Raw genomic sequence first — 18,840 nt, forward strand, 5'->3', positions numbered from 1 at the left:
GATATGCCCTCAATCCGTGAAAAGCTTGGCGAAGCGCTAAGAGCGGTCGGCAATAGTTCGCCCCGTCGCCGAGGGGCGCCGGACCGGGGTCGGAGGCGAAGTGCGAAAAGCCGCCCCGTGGCTGCTAAACTAGCGTTCGCGACCATCCCGGCGAAGGCCAGGAACAGTAAGTGGAGTCCCACTCCCACCGCGAGCCACGAGATTTTTCAAGGCTTGGCGGTCCGGTCACAGACATCGCGCATGTCTGATCCGCGGGCTACGCGGGCGGCTTGGCCAGTTGCAAGCCGTGATCGGTCGGCATTGGGCCCTGCTATTGCAGGGCTTTTCTGCTGATGGTGTGGTGTTTCCGCCGCTGAATCCGAAACGGACCCAGGCCCTGGCCGTGATCGCAAAACCCATAAGCCCAACAAGGGAGGCCCCATCAGCACTGAGACCCGCGTCAACGAGCGCATCCGCGTACCTGAAGTCAGATTGATCGGCCCCGGGGGAGAGCAGGTAGGCATAGTGCGCATCGAAGACGCACTCCGCGTCGCTGCGGACGCCGATCTCGACCTTGTCGAAGTTGCCCCGAACGCCAGACCCCCGGTCTGCAAGATCATGGACTACGGCAAGTTCAAATACGAGGCGGCGCAAAAGGCGCGCGAATCCCGCCGGAACCAGCAGCAGACCGTCGTCAAAGAGCAAAAGCTGCGACCAAAGATCGACGATCACGATTACGAGACCAAGAAGGGCCACGTGATCCGCTTTCTGGAGGCGGGATCGAAGGTGAAGGTCACCATCATGTTCCGCGGGCGTGAGCAGTCGCGGCCCGAGCTGGGCTACCGCCTGCTGCAGCGGCTGGGCGCGGACGTCGCCGAATACGGCTTCGTCGAGACGTCCGCCAAGCAGGACGGCCGCAACATGACGATGGTGCTGGCCCCGCACCGCGGCGCGAAGACTCGCGCCAGGGCGCGACACCCCGAAGGGCCCGGCGACGGCGCGGCATCGGACATCGATGCGGCCGCCGACACCAACCCTTCAGCCAACTGACCTGAGACGAATAGCAAGAAGTAGAGGAAACATGCCCAAGGCCAAGACCCACAGCGGGGCTTCGAAGCGGTTCCGGCGCACCGGAACCGGCAAGATCGTCCGCCAAAAAGCCAATCGCCGGCACCTGTTCGAGCACAAGCCGTCCACCCGGACTCGTCGGCTGGAAGGCCGCACCACCGTGGCGGCCAACGACACCAAGCGAGTCAACGCGCTGCTGAACGGCTGACCCCAGCGCCGGGGCCAGCCGGTGCCGGCACCGACCATTACTTTTCAAGTTACTTTCAGGAGAGCAGGAACTTCCATGGCACGCGTGAAGCGGGCGGTCAACGCCCACAAGAAGAGGCGCAGCATTCTCAAGGCCTCGAAGGGCTATCGCGGCCAGCGCTCGCGGCTGTACCGCAAAGCCAAAGAGCAGCAGCTGCATTCGCTGAACTACGCGTACCGCGACCGCCGCGCGCGCAAGGGCGAGTTCCGGAAACTGTGGATCTCGCGGATCAACGCCGCCGCGCGCGCCAACGACATCACCTACAACCGGCTGATCCAGGGTTTGAAGGCCGCCGGTGTGGAGGTGGACCGCAAGAACCTCGCCGACATCGCGATCACCGACCCCGCGGCGTTCACCGCGCTGGTCGACGTGGCCCGGGCCGCGCTGCCCGAGGATGTCAACGCGCCCTCGGATTCCGGAGAGGCCGCCTAGCCCCTGCTGACCGAACGTTCGGCCCGGGTCGCCGCGGCGGTCAAACTGCATCGCCACGTCGGCCGCCGGCGGGCGGGGCGATTCCTTGCCGAGGGCCCCAACCTGGTCGAGGCCGCTGCCGCCCGCGGTCTGGTCCGCGATGTCTTCGTCACCGAGGCCGCCGCGCAACGGTATGCGTCTTTGCTTGGCGCACAGCACTTTCCGGTCCATCTGGTCAGCGAGCGGGCCGCCAAGGCGCTGTCCGACACCGTCACCCCCGCCGGACTGGTCGCCGTCTGCGAAATGCCGGCGACCCGGCTGGCGGACGTGGCTGCCGGTTCGCCCCGGCTGATCGCGGTCGCCGTCGAGATCAGCGAGCCGGGCAATGCGGGCACGGTCATTCGCATCGCCGACGCCATGGGCGCCCAGGGCGTGATCCTCGGCGGGTACAGCGTCGACCCGTACAACGGCAAGTGTCTGCGCGCCTCAACGGGCAGCATCTTCTCGATCCCGGTCGCCGCCGCGCCGGACACTCTCGCCGCGCTGGGTGCCCTGCGCGATGCGGGGCTGCAGGTGTTGGCGACCACGGTCGACGGTGAGACCCGGCTCGACGAGGCCGCCGAACTGCTCGGCAGGCCGACGGCGTGGTTGTTCGGGCCCGAATCCCACGGTCTGCCAACCGAAGTCGCGGCGGCGGCCGATCATCGCGTGCGCATCCCGATGGCCGGCGGTGCCGAGAGCCTGAACGTGGCCTCCGCCGCGGCCATCTGTCTCTACCAGAGCGCGCAGGCGCTGGGGATGTTCAAGCGGCCCTGACGCGCCCCCGGGCGGGCCGCAGGCCCGCCAGCGAGAGCGTCCCGTGCACCAGCGAGCCGGCGCGTTCCATGAGAGCTTTGGCCGGGTCCAGGGGCGAGCGCGGCCGCGGCGGGAAGTAATGCATGGGCAGCCCGCGGCGGTCGCGCGGCGGTGCCATGAACGTCGGCGCCTCCACCAACGGCGCGTCGCTGGGCAGCCGGCCCTCGGCCCGGCGATAGGCGGCCAGCGCCCGCGGGTGCAGCCGGATCTCGTCGGGAACCGCCAGGAAGGCCAGTTCGACGAGCTTGCCGAACAGGCGCAGCAGCACCTCGTCGCCCGGCGTCCAGCGCATGCCCGCCTTCTCGCGGACCGCGGGCTCGAACAGGCCGGCCGCGATCCAGCGCTGACCCGCGACCAGCGGCTTGAACATCTGGTCCCAGATCGGCGTGGGCATCAACACGAATTTCGGTTTGGGGATCCGGATTTGGAAGATGTCCAGCGTCGCCTGGTTGATCTCGAGCTGTTCGCGGCAGACCCGGTCCCAGTACTCGCAGAACTCCTCCCAGGAGCCGGGCACCGGGCGCATGCTCATCCCGTACATCCGGTACCACCGCACGTGCTCGTCGAACAGCTGCCGCTTCTCGGCCTCGGTCAAGCCCCCGCAGAAGTATTCGGCCACTTTGATCACCAGCATGAAGAAGGTGGCGTGCGCCCAGTAGAACGTTTCCGGGTTCAGCGCGTGATACCGGCGCCCGGACGCGTCGACGCCCTTGATGGTGTGGTGGTAGCTCTTGATCTGCTGCCCGGTCGCCGCCGCCCGGTCACCGTCGTAGACGACGCCCATGATCGGGTACACCGAGCGGGCCACCCGCTGCAGGGGCTCGCGCAGCAGGATCGAATGCTCCTCGACGCCCGCACCCAGCTCCGGATACATGTTCTGGATCGCGCCGATCCACACGCCCATCATCCCCGTGCGGAGATCGCCGAAGTACTTCCACGTCAGGGAATCCGGTCCGAGCGGATCGTCGGATGTCGTTGGAATGGCAGTCATCTCGGCCTCCTGGGCTCACGATAACTTTGACAACGTACGTTGTCTACGATTTCGGCCGTGCGTGCCCGCGAGTTGTTATCGAGCTTCCACAGCGGTGTGGCGCCGCTGTGATCAGCCCATACGCTGCGAGCTGTGCCACAACTGCGGGACCGTCGTTGCCCGCCTCCCGCGGGAGGAAATAACCTGGCCAGGTGGAACTCGCGCGTCGCGATTCGAATTCGGGCGAGCCCGAAGGATCGTCGGTGACGCCGTCCGATCGGCCGCGCGGTTCCCTCGTCTCGGTGCAGGGTGCGACGCAGTGGTTGCACAGCCGAAACCGCAGCCCCGGCGCGGTGGCCTTCATCCGCCGGGCGCGACGCCTGCTACCCGGCGATCCCGAGTTCGGCGACCCGCTCTCCACGGCCGGCGAAGGTGGCCCGCGCGCCGCCGCGCGAGCCGCCGACCGGCTGCTGGGGGATGGCGACGCGGTGTCGCGTGAGGTCGGCCTCGGGGTGTTGCAGGTGTGGCAGGCGCTCACCGAGTCGGTGTCCCGGCGGCCGGCGAATCCCGAGGTGACGTTGGTGTTCACCGACCTGGTCGGCTTCTCGTCGTGGTCCCTGCAGGCCGGCGACGAGGCGGCGCTGACCCTGCTGCGGCAGGTGGCGCGGGCCGTCGAGCCGCCGCTGTTGGACGCCGGCGGACACATCGTCAAACGGATGGGCGACGGCCTCATGGCCGTCTTCGGCGATCCGGCGGTCGCGGTGCGGGCCGTGCTGGCCGCCAAGGAGGCGTTGAAGTCGGTGGAGGTGGCGGGCTACACGCCGCGGATGCGGGTCGGGATCCACACCGGGCGGCCCCGGCGGTTGGCGGCGGACTGGCTCGGTGTCGACGTCAACATCGCCGCGCGGGTGATGGAACGGGCCACCAAGGGTGGAGTCATGGTGTCAGGTTCGACACTCGACCTGATCGCCCAGAGCGAACTGGACGCCATGGGCGTCGTCGCCAAACGCGCACGTAAATCGGTGTTTGCGGGGAAGACCACGGGAGTCCCGGCCGACTTGGCGATATATCGTTTGAGGACTCATAGGGAGTTGACAGCCCAGGAGGACACTTCCGACACAAACCACCCGACATAATGGAAGCAATGTTTGGGGGCATCTTCTCCCGGCTTGCCCGGGTCCAATTCACGGTGGGATACGTGGCGGCGCTGCTTGCCGTCAGCTGTGTCATCTTGGCGCTCGGCCCGCACGCGCATGACGTGCTGGTCGAGCGGGCCAGCACCAACGTGCACAACCTGTCCCACGGTCACGTGGGCACGCTGCTGGGCAGCGCGCTGGTCGTCGACGCCGGTCCGCTCTACTTCTGGCTGCCCTTCCTCACCTGCCTGCTCGCCCTCGGCGAGCTGCACCTGCGCACCATCCGGCTGGTGGTCGCGTTCCTGGTCGGGCACATCGGCGCCACGCTGCTTGTGGCCGCCGCCCTGGCCGCGGCCGTCGAGTTCGGCTGGCTGCCGCTGTCGATCACCCGAGCCAGCGACGTCGGGATGAGCTACGGCGCCCTGGCGGTGCTCGGCGCGATGACGGCGGTGATCCCCCAGCGCTGGCGGGCCGCCTGGGTCGGCTGGTGGGTAGCCGCGGGTCTCTCGTCGGCGATCATCGGCGGCGACTTCACCGACGCCGGTCACACCGTCGCGGTGGTCCTGGGCGTGCTGGTGTCCGCGCGCTTCCGGCAGCCGATCCGGTGGACGCCGGTGCGGTGCCTGATGCTGGCGGCGTCGTCGGGGTTCGGTTTCCTGATGCTGGCGCACCACTGGGGGACCATGGCCGCCGCGCCGGCGTTCGGCGTCCTGGGCGCGCTGGTGGCGCACAAGCTGGTGCGGTTCGCCACCGCGCGCAGCGCCCTGGCCGTTCCGCAGCCGATTGTGGCGGGCTAGACACCCCGCCAGCCGCCCTAAGCCCCAAGCGCCCGCCGGGCCGCACGCACCGCATCACTATGATCGGCACTTGCCGCTGGGCAACTTCCAGCCGCCCCTCATCAGCAAGGAGAGTGTCGCCGCGTGGGTGCTCAGCCCGTCGACCTGTCACCGACCGCCTTGGCCAAGGCGGTCGGCGCCGCCCGGGAGGCGATCGCGCTCGCCGGCGATCTCGACGCGTTGGCACGCGTGAAGATCGAGCACCTCGGTGACCGTTCGCCGCTGGCGCTGGCGCGGCAAGCGCTGGGCACCGTGCCCAAGGACGAGCGCGCCGACGCCGGCAAGCGGGTCAATTCCGCGCGCGCCGAGGCCCAGCGCAGCTACGACGAGCGGCTGGCGACGCTGCGCGCCGAGCGCGACGCGGCCGTGTTGGTCGCCGAGAGCATCGACGTCACGTTGCCCTCGACGCGGCAGCCACCCGGTGCACGCCACCCGATCACGATCCTGGCCGAGCACATCGCCGACACCTTCATCGCGATGGGTTGGGAGCTGGCGGAGGGGCCCGAGGTCGAAACCGAGCAGTTCAACTTCGATGCCCTCAACTTCCCCGCGGACCACCCCGCGCGCAGCGAGCAGGACACCTTCTACATCGCGCCCGACGATTCCCGGCAGCTGCTGCGCACCCACACCTCGCCGGTGCAGGTGCGCACGCTGCTGGCGCACGAGCTGCCGGTGTACATCATCTCGATCGGCCGGACCTTCCGCACCGACGAGCTCGACGCCACCCACACGCCCGTCTTCCATCAGGTCGAGGGGCTGGCAGTGGACCGCGGCCTGTCCATGGCGCACCTGCGGGGCACCCTCGACGCGTTCGCCCGCGCCGAGTTCGGCCCCGAGGCCCGCACCCGGATCCGGCCACACTTCTTCCCGTTCACCGAACCCTCCGCCGAGGTCGACGTCTGGTTCGTCGGCAAGAAGGGCGGCGCCGGCTGGGTGGAGTGGGGCGGCTGCGGCATGGTGCACCCGAACGTGTTGCGGGCCGCGGGAATCGACCCGGACGTGTACTCTGGGTTTGCGTTCGGGATGGGCCTGGAGCGCACCCTGCAGTTCCGCAACGGCATCCCCGACATGCGCGACATGGTCGAGGGCGATGTCCGGTTCGCGTTGCCGTTCGGGGTGGGTGCCTGATGCGAATCCCGTACAGCTGGTTGCGCGAGATCGTCGCGGCCGGCGCCCCGGACTGGGACGTCACGCCCGGCGATCTCGAGCAGACGCTGGTGCGCATCGGCCACGAGGTCGAGGAGGTCGTCACGCTCGGCCCGGTCGACGGGCCGCTGACCGTGGGACGGGTGGCCGGCATCGAGGAGCTCACCGGCTTCAAGAAGCCGATCCGGGCCTGCCGCGTCGACGTCGGTGACGGCAAAGAGCGCGACATCGTTTGTGGGGCAACCAATTTCGTCGTCGGCGACCTGGTGGTCGTGGCGCTGCCCGGCACCACGCTGCCCGGCGGGTTCGCCATCACGGCGCGCAAGACCTACGGCCGCGAGTCCGACGGCATGATCTGTTCGGCGGCCGAACTCGGTTTGGGCGCCGACCATTCCGGCATCCTGGTGCTGCCGCCCGGCACCGCCGACCCGGGCGCCGACGGCGCCGCCGTGCTGGGCTTGGACGACGCGGTCCTGCACCTGGCGATCACCCCCGACCGGGGCTACTGCATGTCGGTGCGCGGGCTGGCCCGGGAGGTCGCCTGCGCCTACGACCTCGACTTCGTCGACCCCGCCAGCGACGAGGTGGTCAAGCCGTTGCCGGCCGAGGGGGAGGCGTGGCCCCTGACCGTGCGGCCCGAGACCGGCGTCCGCCGGTTCGCCCTGCGGCCCGTGACCGGCATCGACCCCACCGCCGTGTCGCCGTGGTGGCTGCAACGCCGGCTGTTGCTGGCCGGCATCCGACCGACCTCCCCGGCGGTGGACGTCACCAACTACGTGATGATCGAGCTCGGCCACCCCATGCACGCGCACGACTGCAACCGCATCGCCGGGCGCTTCGGGGTGCGGTTCGCCGAGCCCGGCGAAACCGTCGTCACCCTGGACGACATCGAGCGGCGGCTCGATCCGGCCGACGTCCTCATCGTCGACGACCGCGCGACTGCGGCGATCGGCGGCGTTATGGGCGCGGCCAGCACCGAGGTGCGCGGCGACTCCACCGACGTGCTGCTCGAGGCCGCCGTGTGGGACCCCGCCGCCGTCTCGCGCACCCAGCGCCGGTTGCACCTGCCCAGCGAGGCCGCCCGGCGCTACGAGCGCGGGGTCGACCCGGCCGTCTCGGTCGCCGCGCTGGACCGGTGCGCCGCGCTGCTCGTCGACATCGCCGGGGGCGCGGTGTCGGAGAAGCTGACCGATTGGCGGGGCGAGCCGCCGACCGACGACTGGTCGCTCCCGCCGATCCGGATGCCCGCCGACCTGCCCGACCGCTTCGCCGGGGTGGCCTACCCGCCGGGCACGACGGCGCGGCGCCTGGCGCAGATCGGGGCCGGGGTGACCCAGGACGGCGACACGTTGACCGTGACTCCGCCGAGCTGGCGACCCGACCTGCTGCAGCCCGCCGACCTCGTCGAGGAGGTGCTGCGGCTGGAGGGGCTGGAGGCCATCCCGTCGGTGCTGCCCGCGGCTCCCGCGGGCCGGGGCCTCACCACGGAGCAGAAGCGTCGCCGGGCCATCGGCAGGTCGCTCGCCCAATCCGGTTACGTCGAGGTCTTGCCGACGCCGTTCCTGCCCGCGGGCGCCTTCGACCTGTGGGGCCTGCCGGCCGATGACCCGCGCCGCGCCACCACGCAAGTGCTCAACCCGCTGGAGGCCGACCGCCCCCACCTGGCCACGACGTTGCTGCCCGCGCTGCTGGAAGCGTTGGTGCGCAACGTGTCCCGCGGTCTGGTCGATATCGCGCTGTACGCCCTGGCGCAGGTGGTGCAGCCGACCGGGGAGACGCGCGGCGTGCAGCCCATCCCCGTGCACCGGCGACCGACCGACACCGAGATCGCCCTGCTGAACGCCTCCCTGCCGCGCCAGCCGCAGCACGTTGCGGCGGTGCTGGCGGGCCTGCGTGAACGCCGCGGCCCTTGGGGTCCCGGCCGCGGGACCGAAGCCGCCGACGCCTTCGAGGCGGCGCGCATCATCGCCCGCGCCAGCGGGGTCGAGGTGAGCCTGCGGGCGGCCCAGCACCTGCCGTGGCACCCCGGCCGGTGCGCCGAGGTGCTCGTCGGGGAGACCGTCGTCGGTCATGCCGGTCAGCTGCACCCGGCGGTGGTCGAGCGCTCCGGACTGCCGAAGGGCACCTGCGCCGTCGAGCTCAACCTCGACGCGATTCCTATCGTCGAGACGTTGCCGGCCCCCAGGGTGTCGCCGTTCCCGGCCGTCTTCCAGGACGTCAGCCTGGTGGTGCCTGCGCACGTGCCGGCCCAGGCGGTGGCCGACGCCGTCCGGGAGGGTGCCGGCGAGCTGCTGGAAGACCTGCAACTGTTCGACGTTTTCACCGGCCCGCAGGTCGGGGAGGGCCGCAAATCGCTGACGTTCGCGCTGCGTTTCCGCGCGCCGGACCGCACGCTGACCGAGGACGACGCCAGCGCGGCCCGCGACGCCGCGGTGCGACGCGCCGCCGAGGCGGTCGGCGCCGAACTGCGCGCCTAGCGGCCCCTTGTAGCATGGATTTGCAAAGCACTGCATAACCATGCAGAATCGGCGGAATGGCCGACGTGTTGAAGGTGGCGATCGCCGGGGCCAGCGGCTATGCGGGCGGTGAAATCCTGCGCCTGGTGCTCGGGCATCCGGCCTACGCCGACGGCCGGCTCACCATCGGGTCGCTGACCGCCGCCGCCAGCGCGGGCAGCTCGCTCGGGGAGCACCATCCGCACCTGACGCCACTTGCCCAGCGGGTGGTCGAGCCCACCGAACTCGCCGTGCTCGCGGGTCACGACGTGGTGTTTCTCGCGCTGCCGCACGGGCATTCGGCCCGGCTGGCCGAACAACTGGGCCCCGACACCCTGATCATCGACTGCGGCGCCGACTTCCGGCTCACCGCCGCCGACGCGTGGGAACGGTTCTACGGCTCGCCGCACGCCGGCAGCTGGCCCTACGGGCTGCCGGAACTGCCCGGCGCGCGGGAGCGGCTGCGCGGCGCGCGCCGCATCGCGGTGCCGGGCTGCTACCCGACCGCGGCGCTGCTGGCGCTGCTGCCCGCGGTGGCCGAGGACCTGATCGAGCCCGCCGTCACGGTGGTCGCCGTCAGCGGCACCTCGGGGGCGGGCCGCGCCGCCAAGACCGACCTGCTCGGCTCCGAGGTCATCGGATCCGCGCGGGCCTACAACATCGCGGGGGCCCACCGGCACACCCCCGAGATCGCCCAGGGCCTGCGGGCCGTCACCCACCGCGACGTCAAGGTGTCGTTCACGCCGGTGCTGATCCCGACGTCGCGCGGCATCCTGGCCACCTGCACCGCGCGCACCCGCGCGCCGCTGTCGCAGCTGCGGGCCGCCTACGAAAAGGCTTATGACGCAGAACCTTTCGTCCATCTGCTGCCCGAGGGTCAGCTGCCCCGTACCGGGTCGGTGATCGGCAGCAACGCGGCCCACATCGCCGTCGCGGTGGACGAGGGCGCCGAGACGTTCGTGGCGATCGCCGCCATCGACAACCTGGTCAAGGGCACCGCTGGCGCGGCCGTGCAGGCGATGAACCTGGCGCTGGGTTGGCCAGAGGCCGAGGGCCTTTCGGTGGTCGGGGTCGCGCCGTGACCCACATCGCCGACGCGCGCCTGGTGCGCGAACAGGGCGTCACCGCGCCGGCCGGGTTCCGGGCCGCGGGCATCGCCGCCGGCATCAAGGCGTCCGGCAACCGCGACCTGGCCCTGGTCTTCAACGAGGGGCCCGACTACGCGGCCGCCGGCGTGTTCACCCGCAACAAGGTCAAGGCCGCACCCGTGCTGTGGACCCAGCAGGTGCTGACCACCGGGGCGCTGCGCGCGGTGATCCTCAACTCCGGCGGCGCCAACGCCTGCACCGGCCCGGGCGGCTTCCAGGACACCCACGCGACCGCCGAGGCCGTCGCGGCCGCGCTGTCCGACTGGGGGACAGAGACCGGCGCCATCGAGGTCGCGGTGTGCTCCACCGGGTTGATCGGTGACCGGTTGCCCATGGACAAGGTCCTCGCCGGGGTGCGGGCGATCGTGCAGGACATGGCCGGCGGGCTGAGCGGCGGCGACGAGGCCGCGCGCGCGATCATGACCACCGACACCGTGCCGAAACAGGTTGCGCTGCACCACCCGGGGAACTGGACGGTCGGCGGAATGGCCAAGGGCGCGGGCATGCTGGCGCCGTCGCTGGCCACCATGTTGTGCGTGCTCACCACCGACGCGGCCGTCGCGACCGCGGCGCTCGACCACGCGCTGCGCCGCGCCGCCGCTCGCACCTTCGATCGGCTCGACGTCGACGGCTGCTGTTCGACCAACGACACGGTGTTGCTGCTGGCCTCCGGGGCCAGCGAGATCACCCCTTCCCAGGCCGATCTCGACGACGCCGTGCTGCGGGTGTGCGACGACCTGTGCGCGCAGCTGCAGGCCGACGCCGAGGGCGTCACCAAGCGCGTCACCGTCACCGTCACCGGGGCCGCCTCCGAGGACGACGCGCTGACCGCCGCGCGGGTGATCGCCCGCGACAGCCTGGTCAAGACCGCGGTCTTCGGGTCCGACCCCAACTGGGGCCGGGTGCTGGCGGCCGTCGGCATGGCGCCGGTCACCCTCGATCCCGATCGAATCACCGTGTCCTTCAACGGCTTTGCCGTGTGCGTCGACGGGGTCGGCGCGCCGGGCGCGCGCGAGGTGGACCTGTCCGGCGCCGACATCGACATCACCGTCGACCTGCGCGTGGGTGACGGCCGCGCCGCCGTCCGCACCACCGACCTCTCGCACGGCTACGTCGAAGAGAACTCGGCCTACAGCTCATGACCCTCCGGACCGACGAGCTGTCGACCGGCGTCAAGGCGCGGGTCCTGGCCGAAGCGCTGCCCTGGCTCAAGCAGCTGCACGGCAAGATCGTCGTGATCAAATACGGCGGCAACGCCATGACCGACGACTCGCTGCGGCACGCGTTCGCCGCCGACATGGCCTTCCTGCACAACTGCGGCGTCCTCCCCGTCGTCGTGCATGGCGGCGGCCCGCAGATCACCGCCATGCTGCGGCGCCTCGGTATCGAGGGCGACTTCAAGGGCGGCTTCCGGGTCACCACACCTGAGGTGCTCGACGTGGCGCGGATGGTGTTGTTCGGCCAGGTGGGCCGCGAACTGGTCAACCTGATCAACGCGCACGGCCCCTACGCCGTCGGCATCACCGGCGAGGACGCGCAACTGTTCACCGCCGTGCGGCGCAGCGTCACCGTGGACGGCGTGGCCACCGACATCGGCCTGGTCGGGGACGTGGAGCGGGTCAACACCGCCGCGGTGCTGGATCTGATTGCGGCGGGCCGCATTCCGGTGGTGTCGACGCTCGCCCCGGATGCCGAGGGCGTGGTGCACAACATCAACGCCGACACCGCCGCGGCGGCGCTCGCCGAGGCGCTGCGGGCCGAAAAGCTGTTGATGCTCACCGATGTCGAGGGCCTCTACACCAGCTGGCCGGACCGCGGTTCGCTGGTCAGCGAAATCGACACGGCCACGCTGTCGCAACTGCTACCGACGCTGGAGGCGGGGATGATCCCCAAGGTCGAGGCGTGCCTGCGGGTGGTCACCGCTGGCGTGCCGAGCGCGCACATCATCGACGGGAGAGTCGAACATTGCGTGCTGGTGGAGCTTTTCACCGATGCCGGCACCGGGACCAAGGTGGTGCGCGCGTGACGAACACCGATGATCTGAAGCACCGCTGGGAAGCGGTGATGATGAACAACTACGGCACCCCACCGCTGGCCCTGGCCAGCGGCGACGGCGCCGTGGTCACCGACGTGGACGGCAACACCTACCTGGACCTGCTCGGCGGCATCGCGGTCAACGTGCTCGGGCATCGCCACCCCGCGGTCATCGAGGCCGTCACGCACCAGATGGCGACGCTGGGCCACACCTCCAACCTGTATGCCAGCGAGCCGGGCATCGCGCTGGCCGAAGAGCTGGTGGCCCTGCTGGGTGCCTCCGACGAAAACGGGGCGCCGACGCGGGTGTTCTTCTGCAACTCGGGGACCGAGGCCAACGAGGTGGCGTTCAAGATGTCGCGGCTGACCGGGCGCACGAAACTGGTTGCGGCGCAGGGCGGTTTCCACGGCCGGACCATGGGCTCGCTGGCGCTCACCGGTCAGCCCAGCAAGCAGGCGCCGTTCGAACCGCTGCCCGGCTATGTCACGCACGTGCCCTACGGCGACGCCGACGCGCTGGCCGCCGCGGTCGACGACGCCACCGCCGCGGTGTTCCTCGAACCGATCATGGGGGAGGGCGGCGTCGTCGTCCCGCTCGCGGGCTACCTGAGCGCCGCGCGCGACATCACCTCGCGGCACGGCGCGCTGCTGGTGCTCGACGAGGTGCAGACCGGAATGGGCCGCACCGGAGCGTTTTTCGCGCACCAGCACGACGGCGTCGTCCCAGACGTCGTGACCATGGCCAAGGGGCTCGGCGGCGGGCTGCCCATCGGCGCGTGCCTGGCCGTCGGGCCGGCCGCCGAGCTGATGACCCCCGGCCTGCACGGCAGCACCTTCGGCGGCAACCCGGTCTGCGCCGCGGCGGCGCGCGCGGTGCTGCGGGTGATCGCCGACGAGGACCTGGTTCGGCGCGCCGAGGTGCTCGGCAAGTCACTGCGCCACGGCATCGAGTCCCTCAATCACCCGCTGATCGACCACGTCCGCGGCCGCGGGTTGCTGCAAGGCGTGGTGCTGACCGCGCCGCGGGCGAAGGACGCCGAAAGGGCCGCGCGCGGCGCCGGATTCCTGGTGAACGCCGCCGCGCCCGACGTCATCCGGCTGGCGCCGCCGCTGATCGTCACCGAGGCTCAGCTCGACGGCTTCCTCGCCGCCCTGCCGGCCATCCTCGACGAGGCCGGGGCCGCAGATGCCTAGGCACTTCCTGCGCGACGACGACCTGTCCCCCTCCGAGCAGGCCGAGGTGCTGCAGCTGGCCTCCGAACTGAAGAAGGACCCCTTGCGCTGCCGCCCGCTGGAGGGGCCGCGCGGCGTCGCGGTGCTCTTCGACAAGAACTCCACCCGCACCCGGTTCTCCTTCGAGCTGGGCATCGCCCAGCTCGGCGGGCACGCCGTCGTCGTCGACGCCCGCAGCACCCAGCTGGGCCGCGACGAGACGCTGCAGGACACCGCGCGGGTGCTGTCCCGCTACGTCGAGGCGATCGTGTGGCGGACGTTCGGCCAGGACCGGCTGGAGGCCATGGCCGAGGTGGCGACGGTGCCGGTGATCAACGCGCTCTCCGACGAGTTCCACCCGTGCCAGGTGCTGGCCGACCTGCAGACCATCGCCGAACGCAAGGGGTCGCTTGCGGGACTGCGGATGTCCTACTTCGGCGACGGCGCCAACAACATGGCCCACTCGCTGCTGCTCGGCGGGGTGACCGCCGGCATCCACGTCACCATCGCCGCGCCGGACGGCTTCGCCCCCGGCCCCGCATACGTCGCGGCCGCCCGCGAGCGCGCCGAAATCGCGGGCGGCTCGGTCACCCTCACCGCCGACGCGGACGCGGCCGCGGCCGGTGCCGACGTCCTGGTGACCGACACCTGGACGTCGATGGGGCAGGAGGGCGACGGGCGCGACCGCCTCACACCGTTCCGGCCGTTTGGCGTCAACGAGCGAATGCTTGGCCTGGCTGACCCGGAAGCCATTGTGCTGCACTGCCTTCCGGCCCACCGCGGCGACGAGATCACCGACGCGGTGATGGACGGGCCGGCCAGCGCGGTGTGGGACGAGGCCGAGAACCGGCTGCACGCCCAGAAGGCGCTGCTGGTGTGGCTGCTGGAGCGGCGCTCATGACCCGATCGAAGAGCACCACCGAGACCACCCGGGCCGGCCGGCAGGACCGCATCGTGGCGATCCTGTCGTCGGCGTCGATCAGCAGCCAAAGCGAGCTGGCGGCACGGCTGGCCGACGAGGGCATCGAGGTCACCCAGGCCACGCTGTCGCGCGACTTGGAGGAACTGGGCGCGGTGAAGCTGCGCGGCGCCGACGGCGGCGTCGGCGTGTACATCGTTCCCGAGGACGGCAGCCCGGTGCGGGGCGTATCGGGCGGCACCGCACGGCTGTCCCGGCTGCTGAGCGAGCTGTTGGTGTCGGCCGACGCCAGCGCGAACCTCGCGGTGCTGCGCACCCCGCCCGGTGGCGCCAACTATTTGGCCAGCGCGATCGACCGCGCGGCGCTACCGTACGTCGTCGGCACCATCGCCGGCGACGACACGGTCTTCGTCGCGGCCCGCGATCCGATGACGGGTGCCGAGCTGGCCCGCACCCTCGAGAGTCTCACCACAACCTAAGGAGATTGGTTCATGTCAGATCGCGTCATCCTGGCGTATTCCGGCGGTCTGGACACCTCGGTCGCGATCAGCTGGATCGGGAAGGAGACCGGCCGCGAAGTCGTGGCGGTGGCGATTGACCTCGGCCAGGGCGGCGAGGACATGGAGGTCATCCGCCAGCGGGCCCTGGACTGCGGCGCGGTGGAAGCCGTCGTCATCGACGCGCGCGACGAGTTCGCCGAGGGCTACTGCCTGCCCACCATCCTCAACAACGCGCTGTACATGGACCGCTACCCGCTGGTGTCGGCCATCAGCCGGCCGCTGATCGCCAAGCACCTGGTGGCGGCCGCCCGCGAGCACGGCGGCAGCATCGTCGCGCACGGCTGCACCGGCAAGGGCAACGACCAGGTCCGGTTCGAGGTCGGATTCGCCTCGCTGGCACCGGATTTGGAGGTGCTGGCGCCGGTCCGCGACTACGCGTGGACGCGGGAGAAGGCGATCGCGTTCGCCGAGGAGAACGCCATCCCGATCAACGTCACCAAACGCTCGCCGTTCTCCATCGACCAGAACGTGTGGGGCCGCGCGGTGGAAACCGGCTTCCTGGAACACCTTTGGAACGCGCCCACCAAGGACATCTACGCCTACACCGAAGACCCCACCATCAATTGGAGCACGCCCGACGAGGTCGTCGTCGGATTCGAAAAGGGCGTCCCGGTGTCCATCGACGGCAAACCGGTGTCGGTGCTGGAGGCCATCGAGGAGCTCAACCGCCGCGCCGGCTGCCAGGGGGTGGGCCGCCTGGACGTGGTCGAGGACCGGCTGGTGGGCATCAAGAGCCGCGAGATCTACGAGGCGCCCGGGGCGATGGTGCTCATCACCGCCCACACCGAGCTCGAACACGTCACGCTGGAGCGCGAACTCGGCCGCTTCAAGCGGCACACCGACCAGCGCTGGGCCGAGCTGGTATACGACGGGCTCTGGTACTCGCCGCTGAAAACCGCGTTGGAGGCCTTCGTCGCGAAAACCCAGGAGTACGTCACGGGCGAGATCCGAATGGTGTTGCACGGCGGCCACATCGCCGTCAACGGCCGGCGCAGCGCGCAGTCGCTCTACGACTTCAACCTTGCCACCTACGACGAGGGCGACTGCTTCGACCAGTCGGCCGCGAAGGGGTTCGTCTACGTGCACGGGCTGTCGTCCAAGATCGCGTCCCGCCGGGACATCGCCACATGACCGCGAGCGACCGTGTCTGCACAGCGACACGCCGCAATGTGCGTACAAATCCGGTCGCTCGCGCCGGAGTGAGAGCGCGGTGAGCACACGCGAGGGCTCGCTGTGGGGTGGCCGGTTCGCCGACCGCCCGTCGGACGCGCTGGCGGCCCTGAGCAAGTCCACCCATTTCGACTGGGTGCTGGCCCCCTACGACATCGTCGCCTCACGGGCCCACGCCGTAATCCTGTTCCGCGCCGGACTGCTTGACGAGGAGCAGCGCGACGGCCTGCTGGCCGGGTTGGACAGCCTGGCCGAGGGCGTGGCCGACGGCAGCTTCACGCCGCTGGCCACCGACGAGGACGTGCACGCCGCGCTGGAGCGCGGGCTGATCGACCGGGTCGGCCCGGACCTGGGCGGCCGGTTGCGGGCCGGGCGGTCGCGCAACGACCAGGTGGCCACTCTGTTCCGGATGTGGCTGCGCGACGCGGTGCGCCGCGTCGCGGACGGGGCGCTGGAGGTGGTGGCCGCGCTGGCCGCGCAGGCCGCCGCGCACCCGACGGCGATCATGCCCGGCAAGACGCACCTGCAGTCCGCCCAGCCGGTCCTGCTGGCCCACCACCTGCTCGCGCACGCACACCCGCTGCTGCGCGACGTCGACCGCATCGTCGACTTCGACAAGCGCGCCGCCGTGTCCCCGTACGGTTCGGGGGCGCTGGCGGGTTCCTCGCTGGGGCTCGACCCCGACGCGATCGCCGCCGAGCTGGGTTTCGCCGCCGCCGCCGAAAACTCGATCGACGCGACCGCCGCGCGGGACTTCGCCGCCGAGGCTGCGTTCGTCTTCGCGATGATCGCCGTGGACCTGTCGCGGCTGGCCGAGGACATCATCCTGTGGAGCTCGACCGAGTTCGGCTACGTCAGGCTGCACGACGCGTGGTCGACCGGCAGCTCGATCATGCCGCAGAAGAAGAACCCGGACATCGCCGAGCTGGCCCGCGGCAAGTCCGGGCGGCTGATCGGCAACCTGGCCGGGCTGCTGGCGACGCTGAAGGCCCAGCCGCTGGCCTACAACCGCGACCTGCAGGAGGACAAGGAGCCGGTGTTCGACTCGGTGGCCCAGCTGGATCTGGTGCTGCCGGCGATGGCCGGCCTGGTGGCCAGCCTGACGTTCGACGTCGAGCGGATGGCGGCGCTGGCGCCGGCCGGCTACACGCTGGCCACCGACATCGCCGAATGGCTGGTGCGCCGGGGCGTGCCGTTCCGGTCCGCGCACGAGGCCGCCGGGGCCGCCGTGCGCGCGGCCGAGGGGCGCGCCGTCGGGCTCGACGAGCTGACCGACGACGAGCTGGCCGCCATCAGCCCCGAGCTGACGCCGCAGGTACGCGAGGTGTTGACGATCGAGGGTTCGGTGTCGTCGCGCGACGGGCGCGGCGGGACCGCCCCGGCGCGGGTCGCCGAGCAGCTCGAAGCCGTGGTCGCCAGCGCGGAGGAGCTCAAAGCGCGGCTCGGCGGGAGGGGATGAGATGACGCCGATTAACGCGCCGGTCAATTCCAACCCGACTAGAATTGCCGGTCAAGCAATGCGGCTGAACCCGTCCGGGCAAATCTTCGTCTTCAAGGGGTGGGACCAATGAGCGTCGTCGCCGGCGTGTTCGGTGCGTTACCGCCCTATCGCTATGCCCAGCGCGAGCTCACCGACTTCTTCGTCAGCATCCCGGAGTTCGAGGGCTACGAAGACATCGTCCGGCAGTTGCACGCCAGCGCCAAGGTCAACAGCCGTCACCTGGTGCTGCCGCTGGAGCGGTATCCCACGCTGACCGACTTCGGCGCGGCCAACCGGATCTTCATCGAAAACGCCGTCGACCTCGGCTGCGAGGCGCTGTCGGGCGCGCTCGACGAGGCGGGACTGCGGCCGCAGGACCTGGACGTGCTGATCACCACGACGGTCACCGGCCTCGCGGTGCCCTCCCTGGACGCCCGGATCGCCGGGCGGCTGGGGCTGCGCGACGACGTGCGCCGGGTACCGCTGTTCGGACTGGGCTGCGTGGCGGGCGCCGCGGGCGTGGCCCGGCTGAACGACTACCTGCGGGGAGCGCCCGACGCCGCCGCGGCCCTGATCTCGGTCGAGCTGTGCTCGTTGACCTACCCCGGGTACAAACCGTCGCTGCCCGGCCTGGTCGGTAGCGCGCTGTTCGCCGACGGGGCGGGCGCGGTGGTCGCCGTCGGCGAGCGTCGCGCCGAACGGGTCGCCGCAGGCGGGCCCAGCATCCTCGACTCGCGCAGCACGCTGTATCCCGATTCGTTACGCACCATGGGCTACGACGTCGGCGCCGCCGGGTTCGAGCTGGTGCTGGCCAAGGACCTGGCCCAGGTGGTCGAGGAGCACATCGAGCAGGACGTCACCGGATTCCTCGGCGCGCACGGCCTGACGACGGCCGACATCGGCGCCTGGGTCAGCCACCCCGGCGGCCCGAAGATCATCGACGCGATCAACGCGAGCCTGAGCCTGCCGCCGGACGCCCTGGAACTGACCTGGCGTTCGCTGGGTGAGATCGGCAACCTCTCGTCGGCCTCGGTGCTGCACGTGCTGCGGGACACCCTGGCCAAGCCGCCACCCAGCGGAAGCCCCGGCCTGATGATCGCGATGGGGCCGGGATTCTGCTCCGAACTCGTGCTGTTGCGCTGGCACTGACCGAAGGCGTTGCTTCTTGTGCCCC

General features: G+C 70.7%; 17 protein-coding genes and 1 pseudogene. 17 read left to right on the forward strand and 1 reads right to left on the reverse strand.

The features are described from left to right. The first annotated feature begins 420 nt into the window (after window positions 1-420). The 4 genes from infC to KXD96_RS15250 all read left to right on the forward strand — a co-directional run bounded on the left by infC (window position 421) and on the right by KXD96_RS15250 (window position 2,521). Window positions 421-1,029 (forward strand): translation initiation factor IF-3, encoded by a 609-nt coding sequence (gene infC / locus KXD96_RS15235; protein WP_260745397.1) that lies wholly within the window; start codon window positions 421-423, stop codon window positions 1,027-1,029. Window positions 1,030-1,060: 31 nt separating this feature from the next. Continuing rightward, window positions 1,061-1,255: a 50S ribosomal protein L35 gene (gene rpmI / locus KXD96_RS15240; RefSeq protein ID WP_122442682.1), complete on the forward strand. Its 195-nt coding sequence runs from the start codon at window positions 1,061-1,063 to the stop codon at window positions 1,253-1,255. A 75-nt stretch (window positions 1,256-1,330) separates the two neighbouring features. After that, a complete protein-coding gene (rplT, locus tag KXD96_RS15245; RefSeq protein WP_046184507.1) occupies window positions 1,331-1,726 on the forward strand; it encodes a 50S ribosomal protein L20 in 396 nt (131 codons plus the stop codon). A gap of 3 nt (window positions 1,727-1,729) precedes the next feature. Beyond that, the gene (locus KXD96_RS15250; RefSeq protein ID WP_260745398.1) at window positions 1,730-2,521 is read left to right on the forward strand and encodes an RNA methyltransferase; all 792 of its coding nucleotides are present in this window, start codon (window positions 1,730-1,732) and stop codon (window positions 2,519-2,521) included. Here KXD96_RS15250 and KXD96_RS15255 read toward each other — a convergent pair. Further along, window positions 2,508-3,551 carry an oxygenase MpaB family protein gene (locus KXD96_RS15255; RefSeq protein ID WP_260736901.1) on the reverse strand — a complete coding sequence of 348 codons (1,044 nt, stop codon included), beginning with the start codon at window positions 3,549-3,551 and terminating at the stop codon, window positions 2,508-2,510. The two genes, KXD96_RS15250 and KXD96_RS15255, sit on opposite strands and share 14 nt — an antisense overlap. Before the next feature lie 191 nt (window positions 3,552-3,742). On the opposite strand from KXD96_RS15255, the gene KXD96_RS15260 reads away from it, so the two are divergent. The 13 genes and pseudogenes from KXD96_RS15260 to KXD96_RS15320 all read left to right on the forward strand — a co-directional run bounded on the left by KXD96_RS15260 (window position 3,743) and on the right by KXD96_RS15320 (window position 18,815). Next, entirely contained in the window at window positions 3,743-4,666 is a 924-nt protein-coding gene (locus tag KXD96_RS15260; RefSeq protein ID WP_260736902.1) for an adenylate/guanylate cyclase domain-containing protein, read from the forward strand. 8 nt (window positions 4,667-4,674) lie between these two features. Next, window positions 4,675-5,463 (forward strand): rhomboid-like protein, encoded by a 789-nt coding sequence (locus tag KXD96_RS15265; protein ID WP_260736905.1) that lies wholly within the window; start codon window positions 4,675-4,677, stop codon window positions 5,461-5,463. A 123-nt stretch (window positions 5,464-5,586) separates the two neighbouring features. Beyond that, window positions 5,587-6,630, forward strand: a complete 1,044-nt coding sequence (gene pheS / locus KXD96_RS15270; protein WP_260736907.1) for a phenylalanine--tRNA ligase subunit alpha — start codon at window positions 5,587-5,589, stop codon at window positions 6,628-6,630. Further along, window positions 6,630-9,125 carry a phenylalanine--tRNA ligase subunit beta gene (pheT, locus tag KXD96_RS15275; protein ID WP_260736909.1) on the forward strand — a complete coding sequence of 832 codons (2,496 nt, stop codon included), beginning with the start codon at window positions 6,630-6,632 and terminating at the stop codon, window positions 9,123-9,125. Before pheS ends, pheT begins: the two co-directional genes overlap by 1 nt. 40 nt (window positions 9,126-9,165) lie before the next feature. Then, a pseudogene (gene argC / locus KXD96_RS15280) lies at window positions 9,166-10,225 on the forward strand (N-acetyl-gamma-glutamyl-phosphate reductase). Continuing rightward, window positions 10,222-11,433 carry a bifunctional glutamate N-acetyltransferase/amino-acid acetyltransferase ArgJ gene (gene argJ, locus KXD96_RS15285; protein WP_260736913.1) on the forward strand — a complete coding sequence of 404 codons (1,212 nt, stop codon included), beginning with the start codon at window positions 10,222-10,224 and terminating at the stop codon, window positions 11,431-11,433. Before argC ends, argJ begins: the two are co-directional and overlap by 4 nt. Then, window positions 11,430-12,317 carry an acetylglutamate kinase gene (gene argB / locus KXD96_RS15290; protein ID WP_260736915.1) on the forward strand — a complete coding sequence of 296 codons (888 nt, stop codon included), beginning with the start codon at window positions 11,430-11,432 and terminating at the stop codon, window positions 12,315-12,317. Before argJ ends, argB begins: the two co-directional genes overlap by 4 nt. 38 nt (window positions 12,318-12,355) lie before the next feature. After that, the gene (locus KXD96_RS15295) at window positions 12,356-13,519 is read left to right on the forward strand and encodes an acetylornithine transaminase (RefSeq protein WP_260745399.1); all 1,164 of its coding nucleotides are present in this window, start codon (window positions 12,356-12,358) and stop codon (window positions 13,517-13,519) included. Next, window positions 13,512-14,438, forward strand: a complete 927-nt coding sequence (gene argF, locus KXD96_RS15300) for an ornithine carbamoyltransferase (protein ID WP_260736917.1) — start codon at window positions 13,512-13,514, stop codon at window positions 14,436-14,438. The genes KXD96_RS15295 and argF overlap by 8 nt, the downstream gene beginning before the upstream one ends. Then, a complete protein-coding gene (locus KXD96_RS15305) occupies window positions 14,435-14,935 on the forward strand; it encodes an arginine repressor (RefSeq protein WP_260736919.1) in 501 nt (166 codons plus the stop codon). The genes argF and KXD96_RS15305 overlap by 4 nt, the downstream gene beginning before the upstream one ends. A gap of 12 nt (window positions 14,936-14,947) precedes the next feature. Further along, window positions 14,948-16,147, forward strand: a complete 1,200-nt coding sequence (locus KXD96_RS15310; protein WP_260736920.1) for an argininosuccinate synthase — start codon at window positions 14,948-14,950, stop codon at window positions 16,145-16,147. Between the two features lie 79 nt (window positions 16,148-16,226). Further along, window positions 16,227-17,645 carry an argininosuccinate lyase gene (gene argH, locus KXD96_RS15315; protein ID WP_260736922.1) on the forward strand — a complete coding sequence of 473 codons (1,419 nt, stop codon included), beginning with the start codon at window positions 16,227-16,229 and terminating at the stop codon, window positions 17,643-17,645. 108 nt (window positions 17,646-17,753) lie between these two features. Next, a complete protein-coding gene (locus KXD96_RS15320; protein WP_260736925.1) occupies window positions 17,754-18,815 on the forward strand; it encodes a type III polyketide synthase in 1,062 nt (353 codons plus the stop codon). Window positions 18,816-18,840 lie beyond the last annotated feature (25 nt).

Origin of the sequence: Mycobacterium sp. SMC-2 (genome assembly GCF_025263485.1) — a bacterium.
In the GTDB taxonomy this organism is placed as follows: domain Bacteria; phylum Actinomycetota; class Actinomycetes; order Mycobacteriales; family Mycobacteriaceae; genus Mycobacterium.

Excerpts from the sequence above, each read along its gene's own strand:
- rpmI (WP_122442682.1), top strand. The coding sequence starts at position 1,061 with ATGCCCAAGGCCAAGACCCACAGCGGGGCTTCGAAGCGGTTCCGGCGC.
- rplT (WP_046184507.1), top strand. The coding sequence starts at position 1,331 with ATGGCACGCGTGAAGCGGGCGGTCAACGCCCACAAGAAGAGGCGCAGC.
- KXD96_RS15255 (WP_260736901.1), bottom strand. The coding sequence starts at position 3,551 with ATGACTGCCATTCCAACGACATCCGACGATCCGCTCGGACCGGATTCC.
- KXD96_RS15265 (WP_260736905.1), top strand. The coding sequence starts at position 4,675 with ATGTTTGGGGGCATCTTCTCCCGGCTTGCCCGGGTCCAATTCACGGTG.
- pheT (WP_260736909.1), top strand. The coding sequence starts at position 6,630 with ATGCGAATCCCGTACAGCTGGTTGCGCGAGATCGTCGCGGCCGGCGCC.
- argB (WP_260736915.1), top strand. The coding sequence starts at position 11,430 with ATGACCCTCCGGACCGACGAGCTGTCGACCGGCGTCAAGGCGCGGGTC.
- KXD96_RS15295 (WP_260745399.1), top strand. The coding sequence starts at position 12,356 with ATGATGAACAACTACGGCACCCCACCGCTGGCCCTGGCCAGCGGCGAC.
- argF (WP_260736917.1), top strand. The coding sequence starts at position 13,512 with ATGCCTAGGCACTTCCTGCGCGACGACGACCTGTCCCCCTCCGAGCAG.
- KXD96_RS15305 (WP_260736919.1), top strand. The coding sequence starts at position 14,435 with ATGACCCGATCGAAGAGCACCACCGAGACCACCCGGGCCGGCCGGCAG.
- KXD96_RS15310 (WP_260736920.1), top strand. The coding sequence starts at position 14,948 with ATGTCAGATCGCGTCATCCTGGCGTATTCCGGCGGTCTGGACACCTCG.
- KXD96_RS15320 (WP_260736925.1), top strand. The coding sequence starts at position 17,754 with ATGAGCGTCGTCGCCGGCGTGTTCGGTGCGTTACCGCCCTATCGCTAT.